This window comes from Aeromonas sp. R10-1, assembly GCF_040908465.1.
Lineage (GTDB): Bacteria > Pseudomonadota > Gammaproteobacteria > Enterobacterales > Aeromonadaceae > Aeromonas > Aeromonas caviae.
This window is the reverse complement of the sequence record NZ_JBFODT010000017.1, coordinates 354,397-374,997: the sequence shown is the minus strand read 5'-3', so window position 1 is coordinate 374,997 and position 20,601 is coordinate 354,397. Positions and strand designations below refer to the sequence as shown.

Below are 20,601 nucleotides of genomic sequence, written 5' to 3'. Positions count from 1 at the left end.
GTTATCATCTGGCCTCGCTAATCTCAAGGTGACTGTTTTCGTGGGTATTCGCGCGCAACAAAAAGAAAAAACCCGGCGTACGCTGATCGAGGCGGCGTTCAGTCAACTCTGCGCCAACCGCAGTTTCTCCAACCTCAGCCTGCGGGAAGTGGCCAGAGAGGCGGGCATAGCGCCGACCTCCTTCTATCGCCACTTTCGGGACATGGAAGAGCTGGGGCTGACGCTGGTGGACGAGGGAGGGCTGACCCTGCGCCAACTGATGCGCCAGGCGCGCCAGCGCATTGCCGGTGGTGGCAGCGTCATCAGCACCTCGGTGCAGACCTTCATGGAATTCGTCGAAAACAACCCGAACATCTTCCGGCTGCTGCTGCGCGAGCGCTCCGGCACCTCGGCTGCATTCCGTCAGGCGGTGGCCCGGGAGATCCAGCACTTCATCGCCGAGCTGACCGATTATCTGGAAGCCACCACGCAGGCGCCACGGGAAGAGGCCTATATCCAGGCCGAGGCCATGGTGACCATCGTCTTCAGCGCCGGTGCAGACGCCCTCGACATGACTCCGGAAGAGTGCAAGGCACTGTCGGAGCGCACCATCAGCCAGCTGCGGATGATCGCCATGGGCGCCGAGGTGCAGAACCGCAAGCGCCACGAATCTCTCACATAACGCAAGGATGGACAGCCTCATGCATGAACCGAACGCGATTCCGAAGAAGCCCCTGGTGCTGGCCCTGCTCATCGGCATCTGCGGTGATGCCTTCCTGTCGGCCTTGATGGAGTCGGTCGTCCCCTTCTCCTTCTACCCCCTCATCGCCCTGTTGCTGGCGGCCAGCCAGCTCTATCAGCACTATCGCCATGAGCCCATGGTGGGCAACACACCCAGCTGCATCCTGCTCTGCTTCTTTATCGGCGTGTTCGGCCATTCTGCCCTGGTCAAGGTGCAGTACCCCGAGCTTGGCAGCAACTTCTTCTCCCTCATTGCCATGCTGCTGCTGCTCGCCGCTCTCTCCATCAAGCTGGGAATCAGCCTCGGAAAAACGCAAAAGGAGTGACGAATCACTCCTTCTGGTCGGGCCGGGGGTGGCCTAGTCGGCCCTGGGGGGAGTCTCTCCCTTCTTCCTGGCGTCTATGATGGCCTGCAGCTTGGTTCGGATATCCATCATGCCGAACACCCCGAAGATCAGCACCTGGGTGAATTCGAGACGAGTGACCGCGAAGTAGGGTTTGCATGCCGCCTTGATCATGCTGGCCTGTACCCAGTGCATCAATATCACGATGACGCCGCACACCGGCAGAAAGCCGTTCAGTTTGCCCGGCAGGGTGCCCAGCAGGGCGAGTGCCACACCGAACCAGAAGAACAGCAGCACCCCCATCGCCAACAGATTAAACACCCGCTTCATCGTTTACCTCCCGTACATAGAGTTGATAGCAGGCCTGATGTGATCGACCTGCTTGTCCTTGAGCCGTTGTCCAAATTGACGGAGAAGGGGACTGTTCCCATCTCCCCTTTAAACAGCAGCGTCATGCTTGGTGTCCCGCAGATAGAGCTGATAGCAGACCTGACCAGCCTGCTTGTCCTTGAGTAGTTTCCAGTTGGCGGGCAGCGTCAGATCGGCCATCTCTTTTTCCCGCTCCAGATAGATGAGGGCATCGGATGCCAGCCAGCCGCGTTGCTCCAGAAGCTCGCACACCTGGGGCAGCAGCTCGCGACGAAACGGTGGGTCCAGAAAGACCAGATCGAACGGCGTGGCCGGGCCTTGCAGCCAGCTCACGGCATCAGCCTGGATCACCTGCCCCTGGCTGCTGCCCAGGGTCGTCAGGTTCTTCTTGAGCTGGTCGGCGGCGCCTCTGTCCATCTCGATCAGGGTGACCTGTTCGGCATAGCGGGACAAGGCTTCCAGCCCCAGCCCGCCGCTGCCGGCGAACAGATCCAGGCAGCGGGTACCGCGCACGTGGGGAGCCAGCCAGTTGAAGATGGTCTCCTTGACGCGATCCGTGGTGGGTCTGAGCCCTTCCACATCCCTGACGGGGAGTTTGCGCCCCTTCCATTGGCCGCTGATGATTCGTACCACGCCCGCTCGCCCCTGGGGGGCCGGGCTCTTGCTCGGGCTGTTACGGCTGGATTTCACTCTGGGCATCGCGTTTCGTCGTCAGAAAATAAAGTGATAGTATAAGGCGGTTCATTTTTATGCCGACCCGCCGAGGGACGGCTATCTTAGCAGTCAGCCTTTGATGTGAGTATTTTTAGATGGCAAAAGGTTTGTTTTCCTGGCTGGGTTTCGGCCGCAAGAAAGAAGAGGCTGAGGCCGTTCCATCGCAGGCGCCCGACGCTACCCCGGCGGTAGTCGAGTCGGAGGCCGCCGCTGTTCCCGCGCCTGTCGCCGATGTTGCCCCGGCTGATGCCCCCGCCGCCAAGCCCGAAGCGCCGCTGAGCGGCCCTGACGAAGGCCCCCTGGTTGTGGAAGAGCCGGAGGGCGAGCTTGAGCCCGTCATCGTCAATGAGGCCTTGATCGCCACCGAAGCTCAGGTCGCAGAAGAAGCCATTGTCGCCGCCGAAGCCCGCGCCGCAGAAGAAGCCCGTGTTGCCGCCGAGGCTCGTGCTGCAGAAGAGACCCGTATTGCCGCCGAGGCTCGCGCTGCAGAAGAGGCCCGTGTTGCCGCCGAAGCTCGCGCTGCGGAAGAGGCTCGCATCGCCGCAGAAGAGGTCCGTGTTGCCGCCGAAGCTCGCGCTGCGGAAGAGGCTCGTGTTGCCGCCGAGGCTCGCGCTGCGGAAGAAGCTCGTCTTGCCGCCGAAGCCCGCGCCGCAGAAGAAGCCCGTGTGGCCGCCGAAGCCCGCGCTGCGGAAGAAGCTCGTATTGCTGCCGAGGCACGCGCCGCAGAAGAGGCTCGCATCGCTGCCGAAGCCCGTGTCGCCAAAGAGGCCCAGCGAGCGGAAGATTTGCGTCTGGTCGCCGCGATGGAGGCTGAGGCCGCCGCCCTGGCCGCTCTGCCACTGGCCGCCAAGGTGGACGACGACACTCAGGAGAAGCCGCAGCGGGAGGGCTTCTTTGCCCGCCTCAAGCGCAGCCTGGTGCGTACCAGGGAGAATATCGGTTCCGGTTTCTTCGGCCTGTTCAGCGGCAAGAAGATCGATGACGATCTGTTCGAAGAGCTGGAGACCCAGCTGCTGACCGCCGATCTTGGCGTCGACACCACCACCCGCATCATCGAGGGGCTGGTACAGCACGCGGATCGCAAGCAGCTCAAGGACGCCGAGGCGCTCTACGGTCTGCTCAAACAGGACATGGGCGAGATGCTGGCCAAGGTCGAGCAGCCCCTGGTGATCGACACCAGCAAGAAGCCTTACGTCATCCTGATGGTCGGCGTGAACGGCGTCGGCAAAACCACCACCATCGGCAAACTGGCCAAACAGTTCCAGGCCGAGGGCAAGAGCGTGATGCTGGCCGCTGGCGATACCTTCCGTGCCGCTGCGGTCGAGCAGCTGCAGGTGTGGGGTCAGCGCAACAACATTCCGGTGATTGCCCAGCACACTGGTGCCGACTCCGCCTCCGTCATCTATGACGCCATCGAGGCAGCCCGCTCCCGCGGGGCTGACGTGCTGATCGCCGATACCGCTGGCCGCCTGCAGAACAAGAGCAACCTGATGGAGGAGCTCAAGAAGGTGGTGCGGGTGATGAAGAAGCTGGACGATGCGGCACCCCACGAGATCATGCTGACTCTGGACGCAGGCACCGGCCAGAACGCATTGAGCCAGGCCAAGCTGTTCAGCGAGGCGGTGGGCCTGACCGGCATCACCCTCACCAAGCTGGACGGTACCGCCAAGGGTGGCGTCATCTTCGCGGTGGCCGACAAGTTCCAGATCCCGATCCGCTACATCGGGGTGGGCGAGGGGATCGACGATCTGCGCCCGTTCGTCGCCAACGACTTCATCGAGGCGCTCTTCAGCCGCGAAGAATAAATCCGGCTGACATGAGTCGGCCCGGCCGTGACAAGCACGTGTTCCATACCCCGACTCCGGTCGGGGTATGTCACTATGAGGGCGCAGGCATGGCTCATCCGGGGAAGGATGACACGCGGCATGGTTGTGAGCGGTGTTGTCATCCAGGTGTTGTACCGGTACGGGGGAGTGAGCGCCCCATGCTTTATCCCGGTCGGGGTTTGTCAATCTCAGGGAACCGTTATGATTCGTTTTGACAAGGTCAGCAAGGTCTACAGTGGCGGTCATCAAGCGCTGCAAAAGGTCAGTTTTCACCTGCGCAAGGGGGAGATGGCCTTCCTGACCGGCCATTCGGGGGCGGGCAAGAGTACCCTCCTCAAGCTCATCAGCGTGATGGAACGGCCGACCGACGGCCGCGTCTTCTTCCACGGCGATGACGTCAGCCACATCCAGCGCAGTCAGATCCCCTACGTGCGCCGCCAGATCGGCATGATCTTCCAGGATCACCGCCTGTTGATGGATCGTACCGTGTTCGACAACGTCGCACTGCCCCTGGTGATCGATGGCTACAGCCATGGGGACATCAACAAGCGGGTGGCGGCGGCGCTGGACAAGGTCGGGCTGCTCGGCAAGGAGCGCTACCAGCCGCGCATGCTCTCCGGTGGTGAGCAGCAACGGGTCGGCATCGCCCGCGCCATCGTCAACAAGCCGCCCCTGCTGCTGGCGGACGAGCCGACCGGCAACCTGGATCCCCAGCTTTCCATGGACATCATGCGCCTGTTCGAGGAGTTCAACCGCTTCGGCGTCTCCGTGCTGATTGCCACTCACGATCTGGGGCTGATCGCCCGGATGCGCTACCGCACCCTGACCCTCAAGGCGGGTCGCATGTATTCGTCCGGGGAGGATCGCTGATGGCTATTGTTCGTCATAAACAGCCGCCGTTGCGTCGTTTGATGATGTATGGGGTGGATCATGTGCGTCAGGCCTTTGCCAGCCTGGGTGAGCTGTGGCGCAACCCGCTCGCCTCCCTGATGACCCTGGCGGTGCTTGGCGTGAGTCTGGCGCTGCCTTCCTGTTTCCACGTATTGCTGAAGAATGCCGAAGTGGTAGAGGGGAGCTGGCAGACCAGCTCCCAGATCTCTCTCTATCTGCGCAAGGATCTGCCGGAGCAGAGCATCCTCGACATGAAGCAGCGGATCCTGCTCTATCCGGAGGTGGAGTCCGTCACTTATATGAACCGTGACGAGGCGCTCAGGGAATTTCGGGAGATCTCCGGCTTCGGTGATGCCCTGGATTATCTGGACAGCAACCCGCTGCCGCCGGTGCTGAGCGTGATCCCGGATCCGCGCTGGCAGAATCCCGAAGGGGCCGCCGAGCTGCTCGCCAAGCTGGAGAACGAGCCCGGTATCGAGCAGGGCAAGCTGGATCTGCAGTGGCTGACCCGGTTGCAGGGGATCATGAACCTGCTGCGCCACACCATCACAGGTATCGCGGTGTTGCTGCTCTCCGCCGTGTTGCTGATCGTGGGCAATACCCTGCGCCTGAATATCCTGAACCAGCGTTCCGAGATTGAAGTGCTCAAGCTGGTGGGAGCGACCGATGCCTTCATCCACCGTCCCTTCCTCTATACGGGCATCTGGTTCGGGGTCATTGGCGGCATGCTGGCCTGGTGGCTGACCGAGGTGATGGTGATCTGGAGCGAGGGGGTGGTGAAGGAGCTGGCGGGGCTCTACAACAGCAACTTCCGTCTGGTGGGGATGGGGGCGTTCGACGGCTTCAATCTCATACTGCTGGGCGCCCTGCTGGGGTTGATCGCCTCCTGGTTCTCGGTACACAGGCACATTCGCGACATAGAACCGTCCTGATTAATTTGTCAGCATTTTAAAGCGCTGGATTTTGCGAACTGGATCAAGTAAAAGAGTGGCCCGTTTCTGGCACGGGCCACTTTCTCAGAGTAATCTGAATGGTGTCTGCGCCGAGGATCATATGTGGATCCTCTGAACCTTTTGATTTATCAATGGTCTATTGACTGCAGCAGAATGAATACGGGTATGGCCCCTATGCCTTGCTCGTCTGACTTGGCAAGCATGTGAAGGTTGCGAGCTCCGCAACAATGGACTTAGCATGCTACTTTTCAGGGGTCCTTTACTGTGACCCCTTTTTTTTGACTGTTCATTTATGATTCATGCCGTCAGCCTAAGATAGGCCGGGTTCATGCTGGGGTGATGTATGATGCAGCACGCAGAATGATACCTGGTCGGTAGACACGTCTTCTCAGGGTGTTAGACTGATTCGATAGAAAAGTAAGAGGTAGAACATGGGAACTTCATTGCAACGCACTATGGCTCTGATTCCGCAAGGTAGTCTGGAAGGCTATATCCAGGCCGTCAACTCGATCCCTGTGCTGAGCGTAGAGGAAGAGCGCGAACTGGCGATGCGTCTGCAGCAGGATGGCGATCTCGAAGCTGCACGCCAGCTCGTTATGTCGCACCTGCGTTTTGTCGTTCACGTGGCCAAGAGCTACTCCGGCTATGGCCTGCCTCAGGCCGATCTGGTGCAGGAAGGCAACATCGGCCTGATGAAAGCCGTCAAACGCTTCGACCCGAGCGTGGGCGTGCGTCTGGTCTCCTTCGCCGTGCACTGGATCAAGGCCGAAATCCACGAATATGTGTTGCGCAACTGGCGCATGGTCAAGGTGGCGACCACCAAGGCCCAGCGCAAGCTGTTCTTCAACCTGCGCAAGTCCAAGAAGCGTCTGGGCTGGCTGAACCACGAAGAAGTGCAGGCCGTGGCTGCCGACCTCGGGGTATCCGCTGCCGACGTCACCGAGATGGAAGCGCGCATGAGCAATTACGATCAGGCTTTCGATCTGGTCGGTGACGATGAAGACGAGGGTGGCTTTGCGCCGGTGCACTATCTGGAAGACAAATCTTCCGATCTCGCCGCGAACATCGAGAACGACAACTGGGACAGCCATGCCACCCGTCGTCTGAGTGCGGCCATGGCGACCCTGGACGAGCGCAGCCAGCACATCATTCGTGCCCGCTGGCTCGATGACGAGAGCAAGACCACCCTGCAGGAGCTGGCCGATACTTACGGCGTCTCGGCCGAGCGGGTGCGCCAGCTTGAGAAAAACGCGCTCAAGAAGCTGAAAGATGCCATGGATGCCTGACGGCCTCCTCCGGTAAGAAGCAGGGCCTGATGGCCCTGTTTTTGTTTTGCGGGGATCTGGTCGGCCTTGCCTTGGTTACCCTTGTGTATGGTATGTTGCCGCCACTGCCACAGTAGGGAGAGCAGAAGTGAAACTGTTGAACGACTTGTTTACCAACAACCGCGAGTGGGCGGAACGGATCAAGGCCGAGGATCCCAATTTCTTCGCTACCCTGTCCGCCCAGCAGGCACCCGAGTACCTCTGGATCGGCTGTTCCGACAGCCGGGTTCCCGCCAACCAGCTGATGGGGCTCTTGCCGGGGGACGTCTTTGTCCACCGCAACGTCGCCAACCTGGTGGTGCACACCGACTTCAACTGCCTCTCGGTGCTGCAATACGCGGTGGAGGTGCTCAAGGTGAAGCACATCATCGTCTGCGGCCACTATGGCTGCGGTGGCGTCAAGGCTGCGATGCAGAACCAGGAGCTGGGTCTCATCGACAACTGGCTGCGCAACATCAAGGACGTCTACTTCAAATACGGCGAACAGCTCGAAGCCATCGAGGATGAGCACGAGCGCTTCGACTACCTGTGCGAGCTGAACGTGGCCGAGCAGGTCGCCAACGTCTGCCACACCACCATCATCCAGAATGCCTGGCGCAAGGGGCAGGAGCTGGCGGTGCACGGCTGGATCTACGGCATCAAGGATGGCCTGCTGCACGATCTCGATCTCTGCATCAGCGGCCCTGACCAGATCCCGGACGTCTATCGCGCCTGGCCGGACATGCGTCCGCCCCACCGTCGCCGCTGAGGACCATCCGGTGGCTCCTGCGCTCTACCTTCAGATAAAGCAGCACATCCTGGACGGGATCCGCGAACGCCACTATCAGGCGGGCGACCGGATCCCGACCGAGGCCGCCCTGTGCGAGCAGTTTGCCGTGAGCCGCATGACGGTGAACAAGGCGCTGCGTGAACTGGTGGCCGAAGGCTGGCTGGTGCGCACCGCCGGATCCGGCAGCTTTGTGGCCGACAGGCGCACCGAGTCGCCGCTCCTGGCGATTCGCAATATTGCAGACGAGATCGCCGAACGGGGCAGCGAGTACAGCGCGCGGGTGATCCGGCTGCAACGTCAGGCCGCCGACGAGAAAGTAGCGGTACGTCTGGGCCTGCGGGTCGGGGCGCCCACCTTTCACAGCCTCATAGTCCATCAGGCCGATGGGGAGCCGCTGCAACTGGAGGAGCGCTTCGTCGATGCTGAGCGACTGCCCGGCTATGGCGAGCAGGATTTCACCCAGCAGACGCCAAACAGCTATCTGATGGAGATCTGCCCCCTCTCCGAGATGGAGCACGTGGTAGAAGCCGTGTTGCCGAGTGCTGGTGAAGCCGGACTGCTGCAAGTGAGGGTCGACACCCCCTGCCTGCTGCTGCACCGGCGAACCTGGTCAGACGGCTTTCTGGTCTCCTATGCCAGATTGTTGTCGCCGGGTTCCCGCTACAAGCTGAGCTCCAAGACGCGTCTCGCATAATTGTATATACATATTAAGCATTTAAAAGCCCACCTCTCGGTGGGCTTTTTTGTGCTTACACTCTAATAAAGCCGCTGTTATCAAGATGTGAACTTGATCCTTTCTTTCTTTTCAGAGATCGGCTATAAATTATTGTATATACATTTAGAGGTCGGTATGAACAAGGAACTGTTGAACTGCGAGCGGGTCTGGCTCAACGTGACACCCGCCACCCTGCGCCCCGATCTGGCGGACTACGGCCTGCTGGAGCCCCATGCCCTTGGCGTGCGGGATGGCAAGATCCACGCTCTGGTCCCCATGCAGGATCTCAAGGGCCCCTATGCCGCCTCCTGGCAGGACATGAAGGGGAAGCTGGTCACCCCCGGTCTTATCGATTGTCACACCCACCTCATCTTCGCCGGCAGCCGCGCCGAAGAGTTCGAACTTCGCCAGAAGGGAGTCCCCTATGCGGAGATTGCCCGCAAGGGGGGCGGTATCATCAGCACGGTGCGCGCCACCCGGGCAGCCAGCGAGGAGCGGCTCTATGAGCTGGCGTTGCCGCGGATCAAGTCCCTGATCCGGGAAGGGGTCACCACAGTCGAAATCAAGTCCGGCTACGGCCTCACCTTGGAAGATGAGCTCAAGATGTTGCGGGTGGCCCGTCGTCTGGGAGAGACGCAGCCCATCCGGGTCAAGACCACGCTGCTGGCGGCCCATGCGGTGCCGCCGGAGTATCGCGACGATCCCGACTCCTGGGTCGAGACCATCTGCCAGGAGATCATCCCGGCGGCGGCCGAGGCAGGTCTCGCGGATGCGGTGGATGTCTTCTGCGAGCACATCGGCTTCTCCCTTGCCCAGACCGAGCAGGTCTATCTGGCGGCGGATCAGTACAACCTCGCGGTGAAAGGGCACATGGATCAGCTCTCCAACCTGGGGGGCAGCACGCTCGCCGCCCACTTCGGCGCCCTCTCGGTGGATCATCTGGAATATCTGGATCAGGACGGGATCCAGGCGCTGGCCCACCGTAGCGTGGTCGCCACCCTGCTGCCCACCGCTTTCTATTTCCTCAAGGAGACCAAGCTGCCCCCGATCGCTGCCTTGCGCAAGGCGGGGGTACCCATGGCTGTCTCTTCCGACATCAACCCGGGCACGGCTCCCATCGTCTCCCTGCGCATGGCCATGAACATGGCTTGCACCCTGTTTGGCCTGACCCCGGTGGAGGCCATAGCCGGGGTGACCCGCCACGCCGCCAGGGCGCTCGGCGAGCAGGAACGGCTGGGGCAGCTCAAGGTCGGCATGCTGGCGGATTTCCTTGTCTGGAACTGCGGCCATCCGGCCGAGCTCAGCTACCTCATCGGCGTCGATCAGCTGGTGAGCCGTGTGGTCAACGGGGAGGAGACCCTTCATGGATAAGTTCAACGGGATCGACATGTCGGTCTGGCAGGGGCGTCAGGATCCCGAAGACGGTGAGTTGGCCCTGCGCTGGCACGATAGGGTGCAACCCTGGCAGGGGAATCGCGAACCCGGCGTGGTGCTGCTCGGCTTTGCCTGTGACGAAGGGGTCCGCCGCAACAAGGGACGAGTAGGCGCGGCCGGTGCACCGCTGGCGCTGCGCAAGCTGCTGGCCAACACGGCCTGGCACCTGGGCGCCCCCGTCTATGACGGCGGGGATCTGGCCTGTGAGGACGGCGATCTCGATGCCGCCCACGGGCGCTTGGCCGAGCGGGTCGCGAGTGCGCTGGATCAGGGACACTTCCCCCTGGTGCTGGGAGGCGGCCACGAGGTGGCGTTTGGCAGCTGGAGCGGCCTGAACCGTCATCTTGGCGGCGAAGGACGGGTCGGGATCATCAATTTCGACGCCCACTTCGATCTGCGCATGAAACAGGAGCAGGCGAGCTCGGGCACCCCCTTCTTCCAGATTGCCGAGCAGTGTGCTGCCCAGGGCACCCCCTTTCACTATGCCTGTCTCGGGGTGGCCGAAACCGCCAATACCGCGGCGCTCTTTGCCCGCGCCGAGGCGCTGGGAGTCTGGCACGTGCTGGACGAGGCGATGACGCCGACCGAACTGCCAGCCTTGCTAGGCGGGCTGGATGCCTTTATCGCCCGTTGCGACCACCTCTATCTCACCATCGATCTCGACGTGCTGCCGGCGGCGGTGATGCCGGGAGTCAGCGCTCCCGCCGCTCGCGGCGTGGAGCTGGCGGTCATCGAACCGCTTATCGCCCATATCCGGGCCAGCGGCAAGCTCAGGCTCGCCGATCTGGCCGAGTACAACCCGAACCTGGATCAGGACAACCGCAGTGCCCGCGTGGCCGCGCGCCTGGTTCACCAGTTGACCAAGTAGTGGCGCACCGCGCCGCCTGATTGCATCGCTAAACAAGGAGTGTCTATGTCTGTACAACACCAGGATCCCCGCCACGATCCGAGCCGCGTGATCCGTGCTCCCCACGGCACCCAGCTGACCGCCAAGAGCTGGCTCACCGAAGCGCCACTGCGGATGCTGATGAACAACCTGGATCCGGATGTTGCCGAGCATCCCCAGTCCCTGGTGGTGTACGGCGGCATCGGCCGCGCCGCTCGCAACTGGGCCTGCTATGACAAGATCGTCGAGGTGCTGACCCGGCTCGAGGACGATCAGACCCTGCTGGTGCAATCCGGCAAGCCGGTCGGGGTGTTCCAGACCCACAAGGATGCGCCGCGGGTGCTCATCGCCAACTCCAACCTGGTGCCCCACTGGGCCAACTGGGAGCACTTCAACGAGCTCGATAAAAAGGGTTTGATGATGTACGGCCAGATGACCGCCGGCTCCTGGATCTACATCGGCACCCAGGGGATAGTGCAGGGCACCTACGAGACCTTCTTCGCGGTGGCCAACCAGCACTTCAACGGCGAACCCAAAGGGCGCTGGATCCTGACCGGGGGCCTGGGTGGCATGGGCGGTGCCCAGCCTCTGGCCGCCACCATGGCCGGTTTCTCCATGATCGCCGTGGAGTGCGACGAGACCCGTATCGATTTCCGTCTGCGTACCCGCTACGTCGACAAGAAGGCCCACAGCCTGGATGAGGCGCTGGCCATGGTCGAGGAGGCCAAACGCAGCGGTACCGCCGTCTCCGTCGGCCTGCTCGGCAACGCCGCCGACGTCTTCGCCGAGCTGGTGGCTCGCGGCATCACGCCGGACGTGGTGACCGACCAGACCTCCGCCCATGACCCGGTACACGGCTACCTGCCCCAGGGCTGGAGCGTGGCCCAATGGCGCGATCTGCAAAAGAGCGCACCGGACGAGGTCAACGTGGCGGCTCGCCGCTCCATGGCCCGTCAGGTCGAAGCCATGCTGACCCTGCAATCCCGCGGCGCCGCCACGCTCGATTACGGCAACAACATCCGCCAGATGGCGCTGGAAGAGGGGGTCAAGAATGCCTTCGACTTCCCGGGCTTCGTGCCGGCCTACATCCGCCCGCTGTTCTGCGAGGGCATTGGCCCGTTCCGCTGGGTGGCGCTCTCCGGCGACCCGGAAGACATCTACAAGACAGATCAGAAAGTGAAAGAGCTGATCCCAGACGATCCCCACCTGCACAACTGGCTCGACATGGCCCGCGAGCGCATCGCCTTCCAGGGCCTGCCGGCGCGGATCTGCTGGGTCGGTGTCAAGGATCGGGTGCGCCTGGGCCTGGCCTTCAACGAGATGGTGAAGAATGGCGAGCTGAAGGCACCGGTCGTCATCGGCCGTGACCACCTTGACTCCGGCTCGGTGGCGAGCCCGAACCGCGAGACCGAGTCGATGATGGATGGCTCCGACGCCGTTTCCGACTGGCCGCTGCTCAACGCCCTGCTCAACACCGCCGGCGGCGCGACCTGGGTCTCCCTGCACCACGGTGGCGGTGTGGGCATGGGCTTCTCCCAGCACTCCGGCGTGGTGATCGTCTGTGACGGCACCGATGATGCCGCCAAGCGGGTCGGCCGCGTGCTGCGCAACGACCCGGCCACCGGGGTGATGCGTCACGCCGACGCCGGCTACGAGATTGCCATCAACTGTGCCGTTGATGCGAAATTGGATCTGCCGATGATCGACGCCACCGGCAAAGGGGTGAAATAAGATGTTCGAACTCAATCTGCAACCGGGCAAACTCTGCCTCGCCACCCTGCGCCGTGTCAGCCGCGAGCCGGTACACGTCAGCCTGGATCCGGCTGCCCTGGCGGGGATCCACGCCTCCGCCGCCGTGGTCACCAAGGTGATCGAGCAAAACCGGGTGGTGTACGGCATCAACACCGGCTTTGGCCTGCTGGCCAACACCCGCATTCCGGTGGAGCAGCTGGACGAGCTGCAGCGTTCCATCGTGCTCTCCCATGCGGCAGGGATTGGCGAGTACATGGATGACGCCACCGTACGGTTGATGATGGTGCTCAAGGTCAACTCGCTCGCCCGTGGCTTCTCCGGCATCCGGCTGACGGTGCTCGAGGCCCTGATGACCCTTATCAACGCCGAGGTCTACCCCGTGGTGCCGAAGAAGGGCTCCGTCGGCGCTTCCGGCGATCTGGCGCCCCTGGCCCATATGAGCTGCCTGCTGATCGGTGAAGGCAAGGCCCGTCACAAGGGTGAGCTGATCGACGCCGCCACTGCCCTGAAGATTGCCGGGCTGGAGCCCATCGCCCTGGCGCCGAAAGAGGGGCTGGCCCTGCTCAACGGCACCCAGGCGAGCACCGCCTTCGCGCTGGAAGGGCTGTTCCATGCCGAGGATCTCTACGCCGGCGCCATCACCATCGGTGCAATGAGCGTTGAAGCGGCGCTGGGCAGCCGCCGGCCGTTCGATGCCCGCATCCATGAGGTGCGCGGTCAGCGCGGCCAGATCGATGCGGCCGCCTGCTACCGCCACTTGCTGGTGGACGGCAGCGAGATCGGCATGTCCCACCACAACTGCGAGAAGGTGCAGGATCCTTACTCCCTGCGCTGCCAGCCCCAGGTGATGGGTGCCTGCCTGACCCAGATCCGTCAGGCCGCCGAGGTGCTGGTGTGCGAGGCGAACGCGGTCTCCGACAACCCCCTGGTGTTTGCCGAGGATGAGGAGATCATCTCCGGCGGCAACTTCCACGCAGAACCCGTGGCCTTTGCCGCCGACAACCTGGCCCTGGCCATCGCCGAGATCGGGTCGCTGTCCGAGCGGCGCATGGCGCTGCTCATCGACTCGCGCATGTCCGGCCTGCCGGCCTTCCTAGTGAACAACGGCGGGGTGAACTCCGGTTTCATGATCGCCCAGGTTACTTCGGCGGCCCTGGCCTCCGAGAACAAGACCCTGGCCCACCCGGCCTCGGTGGACAGCCTGCCCACCTCGGCCAACCAGGAGGACCACGTCTCCATGGCCACCTTCGCCGGTCGCCGGCTGGCGGACATGGCCGAGAACACCCGTGGCATCCTGGCGGTGGAACTGCTGGCAGCGGCCCAGGGGCTCGACTTCCGCGCACCCCTGCGCTCCACCGAGCTCATCGAGCTGGCCAAGGGCCGTCTGCGGGAAGAGGTCAGCTTCTATGACAAGGACAGGTACTTTGCACCGGACATCGAGGCGGCCGCCGCCTTGCTGGGCCGTGCCAGCTACAACGACCTGATCCCGGCCGGGACTCTGCCCAGCCTCTGAGACCCAGAGTCTGAGCAACCATAAATAAGACCGCCCATGGGGCGGTCTTTTCATTTCCGTCTCCCGCGCCTCGCGTCGGGGCCATCGGAAGCGCGCTGCGCAGAGTGGCAGCAGGCAGGTGGTGGCGGCCTTATCCGTGTTCAAACATCCGGAACAGATAAACCACGAACAGCACTGGGGTGAGTGCTGGCAGCCTTATCCGTGTTCAAACATCAGGAACAGGTAAACGACAAACAGCACAAGATGGGTGGCGCCGTGCAGGGCGTGGGTGCGGCCGCTGCTGAAGGTCACTTTACAGACCATGAGGGTGGTGATGAGCAGCACCATGTCGGCAGGGGAGAGGCCCAGGCGCACTTCCTGCCCCATCAGGGAGCCGATGAAAAGTACGGAGGGTACCGTGAGGGCGATGGTGGCCAGCACGGAGCCGAAGTAGAGATTCATGGCCCGCTGCAACTGGTTGTTGAAGGCCGCCTTGATGGCGCCGACCGCTTCGGGGGCCAGTACGATACAGGCGACGATGAAACCACCCAGCGCCATCGGGGCTTCCATCACGTGCACCCCGTAGTTGATGGGGATGGCCAGGGTCTTGGCCAGCAGGATCACCACCACCAGGTAGGCGAGCAGCAAGAGGGTGTGATAGACGTTGCTCTGCAGCGGGCCGTGGTGATCCTCGAGATCCTCGTGATCGCTGTCGACGAAGAAGTGGCTGTGGCTGCGGGTCTGGATCAGCAGGAAGACACCATAGAGCAGGATGGAGATGATGATCAGCATCCATGACATGGCCTTGGAGAGGCTGCCCAGGGTGCCGCCCTGGGTGAAGTTCGGCAGGACCAGACAGAGCAGTGCCAGGGGAATGATGGCAACCAGATAGGATTTGACCCCGTCCAGATTGAAGTTCTGGGTGTGATAGCGCCAGCCGCCAAACAGCAGGGTGAAGCCCACCAGACCGTTGGTGACCAGCATCACCACCGCGAACATGGTGTCACGGGCCATGGTGGGATTGGGATCGCCGGTCAGCATGACGGAGGAGATCATCACCACTTCCAGGGAGATGACCGAGAGGGTCAGGATCAGGGTACCGAAGGGTTCCCCGAGCTTGATGGCGAGGGCGTCAGAGTGACGCACGACGGAGAAGATGGCCCAGGTCACGATGGCAAGCAGGGCCAGCGACACCGGCAGGTAGACCGCAAGGGGGGTTGTCTCTGCCAGCAGGTCGCTCCCCAGGGTTTTGAAGAAGAGCAGGGTCAGCAGACCGGCAGGCAGAGCAATCTCTTGTCGGATAAAAGACTTCATAGGCAGTGGTTCTCATCTCGGGGCGGCCTCGGCCGACGGGGTATGGAGCGACTTGGTGCACCCAAGGTGCACAGACCCATGATAAGGGGAGATGCTCCTCATGCGGAGCATCATTTTGTTGCAAAGGGTGAGAGGCGGGGCAGGTACCGCCTCAGTGCGGGTCGGAGGGGCTGGTTGTCTCGCCCTCTTGCCATGCCATCAGCCAGAGCTTCAGTTTGCTCAGTGGCATGGGCTTGGCATAGACGTAGCCCTGGATCAGGTGGACTCCGTGGCGATGCAGGTATTCCACCTGCTCCTGGGTTTCGACCCCTTCGGCGATCATCTCCATGCCCGATTTGAGGCCGAAGGCGATGGTGGCATCCAGCACGCTGCGCTTGAGGTCGTCCGTGCCTATGGTATCCACGAACATCTTGTCGATCTTGATCTGGCGAATGCCGAGCCGTTGCAGGTAGGCAAAGCCGCCATAACCGGTGCCGAAGTCATCCAGCTTGAAGTGATAGCCCCTCTCCTGCAGAGCGGCGATCTCCGCCATGGCCCCCTGGATGTGCTTGATGGGATCCCGCTCGGTGAGTTCGAAGGTGAGGCGGGCCGGCGAGGGCCAGCCATGGCGCTGCAACTGGGTGCGCAGACGAGGCTGCTCGATATGGCCCGCCACCAGATTGACACTGACCCACTGATGCGGGGCCAGGACGGGAAGATCCGCCAGGATGCGCTCCAGCAGTTGGTCCGTCATCGGCAGGATCAGCCCCTGCTCCTCCGCATAGGCGATGAAGGTGCCTGGCGACACCAGATCCCGTCCTCGCTGCCAGCGCAGCAAGGCCTCGAATCCCACTACCCTTCGGTTTCTGCTGTCCACTATGGGCTGATAGAAGGGGATGAACTCCCGCCGAGCCAGCCCTCTTTGCAGCAATCCTTTGAGGGATCGCCGGTAGTTTCTAAGGCCCCAGTAGAGGGCCGCCAGCAGCGCCCCCAGCGCCCCGGCCGACCAGAGGCCATAGCGGTGTATCTGTGAGCGGGCGTAGCGTTTCAGTGCCTCGCCAGCCCAGAGGGTCTGTTCCACCTGATGCTGGGGATCGAAACTGAGCAGCCGCATCGGGTTTGTCTCTTCTCGAATGTGTTTGTTGCCACGGGGGAAAAAGAGCCCGAACTGGGCCGGGTGCTTATGGTTGAACTCCAGATAGAAACAGTCGTTGCAGGGGGGGCGCAGCAGCTCATGGCTCCAGCTGCTGTCGAGCACCCAATAGGCCAGATTGCCGTTGCGTCTCGCATAGACCAGGGTTTCGCGTTCGGTATCGAACATGGGGGCCGTGCTGGAAATATGAAAGTCGGGGGAGACCGGTATGCCGGCGTCGGCAAGCTGGGGCAGGGCTGGGCCCAGGGTGGAGCAGCCGCTCCCGTTGGCAAGCTGCAGGCCGGCCAGGCGAATATGGCGGTTGTAATACTGGGGTGAGCGCAGCAGCGCCATGTCTGTGGGGCCGCAATCGAAGGCAAAGTGGGCGAGTTGGGCGGGGACATCGTGATCCAGGAGCAGGTTGCGCTCCTGCTGGTAGTCGAGCAGAGCCCTTTCCTTTGTCTGCAACAGGTGGTGAGCCAGTTTGTCGCTCAACAGGGGGGTGAGCAACAGCATCAACAGCGGGGGCACACAGAAGAGGGCCAGAGGAATCCATAGCGGAGATCGTGCTGACATGGTGAGCATCCTTCTTCCCTGAAATGAAACAACCCGATTGAGACTCAAGCATCATAGCATTAGCTGCATCGATTTGAGCCAAGTTGGTCACACTTGGAACAAAAACGATAATTAATTGATAAATAAAGGATATGGCTACACACCTGAACAAGATTCAATCGCTGACCTGTCATAAATGACAATTGTCCAGCTTATCTGAAGTGGCTAAAGTAGCGGTGCGGTTTGACTCACCGTGTGTTCAATACTCCTGTATCTATTTTTGTCAGTAGCACAGAGTGTTAGTTTTGATATGAGTGTTTCTTTTGGTCCCCGTTGTGGGACCATTTTTCTGTCCGCTCCTCAGCCTGTGTCCCCTCGCTCTCTCCCTTGATGCCTCTCTCTTTTGCGACCTGCACTACGGCGCCGCATGACGCAGCCGCCCGCTTATTTGCAGAAGCGGGATCTTCATCCATAGGCGGCGTTTGGTCTGGGCTGATACCATGATGCCCTATGGATGCTGTCGGCTACGGAAAGGCACATGAAACTGACCACTCAACTCGTCTCTTTTATTACGCTGTGCGTGATCTCGGCCATGGCCATGGTGATGCTCGGCGGGGTCTTCAGTTTCCGCCAGATGGGAATGGAGCTGCAGCAGAACCGGGTCGACTCCCTGGTGGAGATCATCGACAAGCAGCTCGGGGTGACCGATGACCAGCAAGCCCTTGCCCGCTGGCTGCCCTCCCTGTTGCGGGCCTCCCATGTGGTGGAGCTGGAGATCCGTCAGGACAAGCAGCGGGTCTACTGGTTTCGCGATGTGCAGCAGCAGACGGACGAGAGCCTGCTGATCGCCTACAGCGAGGCGATCCCCAATCAGGCCGGGATGCGGGCCGACTTCAAGCTGGACAGGCCGTTCAAGGAGTTCGAGTACTCCATGAAGGCGATGTTCGGCATCTCTCTGGGTATCTTCATCGTGGTGTTCGGGCTCTGGTACTCCATCCGCTGGCTGCGTCTGCAGTTGCGCGGTGCCGAGCTGCTGGCGGAGCGTGCCCAGCTGATCCTGGATGGCAAGCTGACCAAGCTGGCCCATGACCCTGCCGAAGAGTGGCCTGTTTCGGCCAGTCAGGCCCTCACCCATCTGCTGACCGAGCTGGCCGACGCCCGCAAGGAGCGCAGCCGCTTCGACAACTTCATCCGCAGCAACGCCTTCGTTGACAAGACAACGGGCATCGGCAACCGCCTCTTCTTCGACAACCGGCTGGAGAGCGCCATCATGGAAGCAAGCGTGATCAGCGGCGGTGTGCTGCTGATCGAGCTGGCCGGTCTGGAGGAGCTGGATCCCGAGCTGAGCGGGCGCCCGAGCCAGGAACTCCTGATGGAGGCGAGCGCCACCATCGCCGCCTTCGTGCGAAAGCACAGCGGAGCCCTGCAGGCGCGCTATGCCGGTCAGGTCTTTGCCGTGCTGCTGCCTAACATGTCAGAGAGCGAGATGGTGGACGGTGCCAGCCAGTTGCTCAAGAGTCTGCAGCGGCTGCACTGGCCCGAAGCGGTCAATGCCGACACCGCCGTCTATCTCGGTGCGGTCTGCTACCAGGCACAGGATTCCCTGCTCAAGGTGCAGGAAGAGGCAGAGCTGGCGCTCAAGAGCGCACGCCTGCAAGGACACAGCGGCTGGTTCCTGTTCGAGAAATCCCTCAACGAGGAGGCGAGCAGCAAGGGAACGGTGCGCTGGCGCACCCTGATCAGCCGTCGCATCGAGGAGCAGGGCATCGACTTCTACGTCCAGCCTGTGCAGCAGGAGCGGGATCAGGTGGTGTTGCAGCAGGAGCTGCTCATCCGCCTTCACGACGAGCAGGGCCGGGAGCTGCAGGCGGGGGTCTTCATGCCCATGGCGGAGAAGGCCGGTCTGCTGCTGCCGCTGGACAGACTGGTGGTGGCCCGAGCCTTGCGACTGCTGCGCCAGCGACCGGCATCGAGCTGCCCTATCAGCCTCTCTCTGTGCGCCCAGAACCTGCTCACCCGCGAGTTCCAGCGCGAGCTCTTCTTCGAGCTGTTCCAGTTGCCGCGCAGTACCAACGAGGGGTTGATCCTGCAGTTGTCGGAGTCCCAGGTGACCCGCCACTACGAAGCCCTCAAGCGGCCGCTTCGGGCGATGCGCATGCTGGGGTGCAGGCTGGCCATCGATCATGCGGGCCAGGACGTGGTGAGCACCCAGTACATCAAGGAGTTCGAGATCCACTTCCTCAAGCTGCACCCCAGCCTGGTGCGGGAGATCCACCTGCGCCAGGTCAACCAGATGGCGGTACGCAGTCTGGTGGGGGGCTGTGCCAATACCCAGACCCGGGTCATCGCTGTGGGGGTGGAGAGTGGCGATGAGTGGAAGATGTTGCGACACCTGGGCGTGCATGCCGGTCAAGGTCCCTGGTTTGCCGACCCCGAGCCCCTCAACCTGCCTGACTAGCGCCCCGGCCGGGGTGACAGGCGGCCCTGCTCCTGCAGGCCCGCCAGCCCCTGCAAGCCACCGGTGTGGATGAAGATGATCTTGCTGCCGCGCGCAATGCGGCCTGCCGCCAGTTCGCGAAACAGCCCCCACATCGCCTTGCCACTGTAGATGGGTTCCAGCGGCAAGCCGGTTTCGGCACTGAATGCCTGCACCCATTGCCAGAGTGCCGGACTGAACCTGGCATAGCCGCCGTCGTGGTGATCCAGCGCGATGCGCCAGCCCGGGATGGTGGCCGCCGCCGGATGCAACCGGCATACCTCGCCGGTGATGAAGTCGGCCCCCTTGAGCACCGTGATGGCCAGGATCTGCTCCTGCGCCCGCTTGCCCGCGATGAGCCCCGCCAGGGTGCCGCCGCTGGCGCAGGGCAGCACCCAGAGATCCGGCGAGAAGGGCACCTCGTCGACCAGCTCGGCCACCCCGGGGATGGCCAGCGGGCTGCTGCCTCCTTCCGGTACCAGCAGGGTGTCGTCATCCTCGAACCGGGCAAGCCATTCGGGATCCTGGCGCCGGCGATAGTCCTGGCGGTCGACAAAAACGAGATCCATGCCCCAGCCTTTGGCCGCTTTCAGGGTGGGATTGCTGACGGTATCCCCTTCACCGCGTATGATGCCCGTGGTGCGCAGTCCCAGTCTGAGTCCTGCTGCGGCCAGGGCGTGGATGTGATTGGAGTAGGCGCCGCCAAAGGAGAGGATGTGGCCCTTGCCCAGCATCTGTGCCTGTTGCAGATGGTATTTGAGCTTTCGCCACTTGTTGCCGGAGAGGGTCGGGTGGATCAGATCGTCCCGCTTGCACCAGAGCGTGACGTCATGGGCTGCCAGCAGAGGATGCCGGATCCGGTGCAGGGGGGAGGGGAGCTGAAGGGGGGCCATGGGATCGTCTCCCGTGGGTGCCAGCGTGGTCGTCGATGCGTCGTTTGTCATAAAGTTGGAGG

At 62.3% G+C, this 20,601-nt stretch carries 18 protein-coding genes; 13 read left to right on the top strand and 5 right to left on the bottom strand.

Translation table 11 applies throughout. The features are described from left to right. The first annotated feature begins 40 nt into the window (after nucleotides 1-40). Together fabR and AB5Y93_RS08570 are read left to right on the top strand one after the other, a co-directional pair. The gene (gene fabR, locus AB5Y93_RS08575) at nucleotides 41-661 is read left to right on the top strand and encodes an HTH-type transcriptional repressor FabR (RefSeq protein WP_010672598.1); all 621 of its coding nucleotides are present in this window, start codon (nucleotides 41-43) and stop codon (nucleotides 659-661) included. Nucleotides 662-680: 19 nt separating this feature from the next. Next, nucleotides 681-1,046 (top strand): YijD family membrane protein, encoded by a 366-nt coding sequence (locus AB5Y93_RS08570; RefSeq protein WP_041212194.1) that lies wholly within the window; start codon nucleotides 681-683, stop codon nucleotides 1,044-1,046. Between the two features lie 33 nt (nucleotides 1,047-1,079). Here AB5Y93_RS08570 and AB5Y93_RS08565 read toward each other — a convergent pair whose 3' ends face one another. After that, nucleotides 1,080-1,394, bottom strand: coding sequence for a DUF1145 domain-containing protein (locus AB5Y93_RS08565; protein WP_010672600.1), 315 nt, complete (start codon nucleotides 1,392-1,394; stop codon nucleotides 1,080-1,082). Nucleotides 1,395-1,502: 108 nt separating this feature from the next. Next, nucleotides 1,503-2,132: a 16S rRNA (guanine(966)-N(2))-methyltransferase RsmD gene (gene rsmD, locus AB5Y93_RS08560; RefSeq protein WP_201957245.1), complete on the bottom strand. Its 630-nt coding sequence runs from the start codon at nucleotides 2,130-2,132 to the stop codon at nucleotides 1,503-1,505. A 110-nt stretch (nucleotides 2,133-2,242) separates the two neighbouring features. On the opposite strand from rsmD, the gene ftsY reads away from it, so the two are divergent. The 10 genes from ftsY to hutH all read left to right on the top strand — a co-directional run bounded on the left by ftsY (nucleotide 2,243) and on the right by hutH (nucleotide 14,211). Beyond that, nucleotides 2,243-3,952, top strand: a complete 1,710-nt coding sequence (gene ftsY, locus AB5Y93_RS08555; RefSeq protein ID WP_368229173.1) for a signal recognition particle-docking protein FtsY — start codon at nucleotides 2,243-2,245, stop codon at nucleotides 3,950-3,952. Between the two features lie 222 nt (nucleotides 3,953-4,174). Then, nucleotides 4,175-4,843, top strand: a complete 669-nt coding sequence (gene ftsE / locus AB5Y93_RS08550) for a cell division ATP-binding protein FtsE (protein WP_010672603.1) — start codon at nucleotides 4,175-4,177, stop codon at nucleotides 4,841-4,843. Beyond that, a complete protein-coding gene (gene ftsX / locus AB5Y93_RS08545; RefSeq protein WP_029313524.1) occupies nucleotides 4,843-5,796 on the top strand; it encodes a permease-like cell division protein FtsX in 954 nt (317 codons plus the stop codon). The genes ftsE and ftsX overlap by 1 nt, the downstream gene beginning before the upstream one ends. A gap of 452 nt (nucleotides 5,797-6,248) precedes the next feature. After that, entirely contained in the window at nucleotides 6,249-7,103 is an 855-nt protein-coding gene (gene rpoH, locus AB5Y93_RS08540) for an RNA polymerase sigma factor RpoH (RefSeq protein WP_279956117.1), read from the top strand. Nucleotides 7,104-7,230: 127 nt separating this feature from the next. Next, entirely contained in the window at nucleotides 7,231-7,890 is a 660-nt protein-coding gene (gene can / locus AB5Y93_RS08535) for a carbonate dehydratase (RefSeq protein ID WP_010672606.1), read from the top strand. A 10-nt stretch (nucleotides 7,891-7,900) separates the two neighbouring features. Next, nucleotides 7,901-8,605: a histidine utilization repressor gene (gene hutC / locus AB5Y93_RS08530; protein ID WP_010672607.1), complete on the top strand. Its 705-nt coding sequence runs from the start codon at nucleotides 7,901-7,903 to the stop codon at nucleotides 8,603-8,605. A gap of 156 nt (nucleotides 8,606-8,761) precedes the next feature. Beyond that, nucleotides 8,762-9,997, top strand: a complete 1,236-nt coding sequence (gene hutI / locus AB5Y93_RS08525) for an imidazolonepropionase (protein WP_368229172.1) — start codon at nucleotides 8,762-8,764, stop codon at nucleotides 9,995-9,997. After that, nucleotides 9,990-10,928: a formimidoylglutamase gene (gene hutG / locus AB5Y93_RS08520; protein WP_368229171.1), complete on the top strand. Its 939-nt coding sequence runs from the start codon at nucleotides 9,990-9,992 to the stop codon at nucleotides 10,926-10,928. Before hutI ends, hutG begins: the two co-directional genes overlap by 8 nt. Nucleotides 10,929-10,973: 45 nt before the next feature. After that, nucleotides 10,974-12,677 carry a urocanate hydratase gene (gene hutU, locus AB5Y93_RS08515; RefSeq protein WP_049637316.1) on the top strand — a complete coding sequence of 568 codons (1,704 nt, stop codon included), beginning with the start codon at nucleotides 10,974-10,976 and terminating at the stop codon, nucleotides 12,675-12,677. A gap of 1 nt (nucleotide 12,678) precedes the next feature. Further along, nucleotides 12,679-14,211 (top strand): histidine ammonia-lyase, encoded by a 1,533-nt coding sequence (hutH, locus tag AB5Y93_RS08510; RefSeq protein WP_010672611.1) that lies wholly within the window; start codon nucleotides 12,679-12,681, stop codon nucleotides 14,209-14,211. 195 nt (nucleotides 14,212-14,406) lie between these two features. Here the strand turns inward: hutH and AB5Y93_RS08505 are convergent, their stop codons facing one another. Then, complete coding sequence (locus tag AB5Y93_RS08505; protein ID WP_010672612.1) at nucleotides 14,407-15,504, bottom strand: calcium:proton antiporter; 1,098 nt, start codon at nucleotides 15,502-15,504, stop codon at nucleotides 14,407-14,409. Nucleotides 15,505-15,655: 151 nt separating this feature from the next. Next, nucleotides 15,656-17,191 carry an EAL domain-containing protein gene (locus tag AB5Y93_RS08500; protein ID WP_368229170.1) on the bottom strand — a complete coding sequence of 512 codons (1,536 nt, stop codon included), beginning with the start codon at nucleotides 17,189-17,191 and terminating at the stop codon, nucleotides 15,656-15,658. A gap of 517 nt (nucleotides 17,192-17,708) precedes the next feature. Here AB5Y93_RS08500 and AB5Y93_RS08495 point away from each other — a divergent pair. Beyond that, nucleotides 17,709-19,628 (top strand): EAL domain-containing protein, encoded by a 1,920-nt coding sequence (locus AB5Y93_RS08495; RefSeq protein ID WP_041212201.1) that lies wholly within the window; start codon nucleotides 17,709-17,711, stop codon nucleotides 19,626-19,628. Here AB5Y93_RS08495 and AB5Y93_RS08490 read toward each other — a convergent pair. Continuing rightward, nucleotides 19,625-20,539 (bottom strand): 1-aminocyclopropane-1-carboxylate deaminase/D-cysteine desulfhydrase, encoded by a 915-nt coding sequence (locus AB5Y93_RS08490; RefSeq protein WP_368229169.1) that lies wholly within the window; start codon nucleotides 20,537-20,539, stop codon nucleotides 19,625-19,627. The two genes, AB5Y93_RS08495 and AB5Y93_RS08490, sit on opposite strands and share 4 nt — an antisense overlap. Between the last annotated feature and the right edge of the window lie 62 nt (nucleotides 20,540-20,601).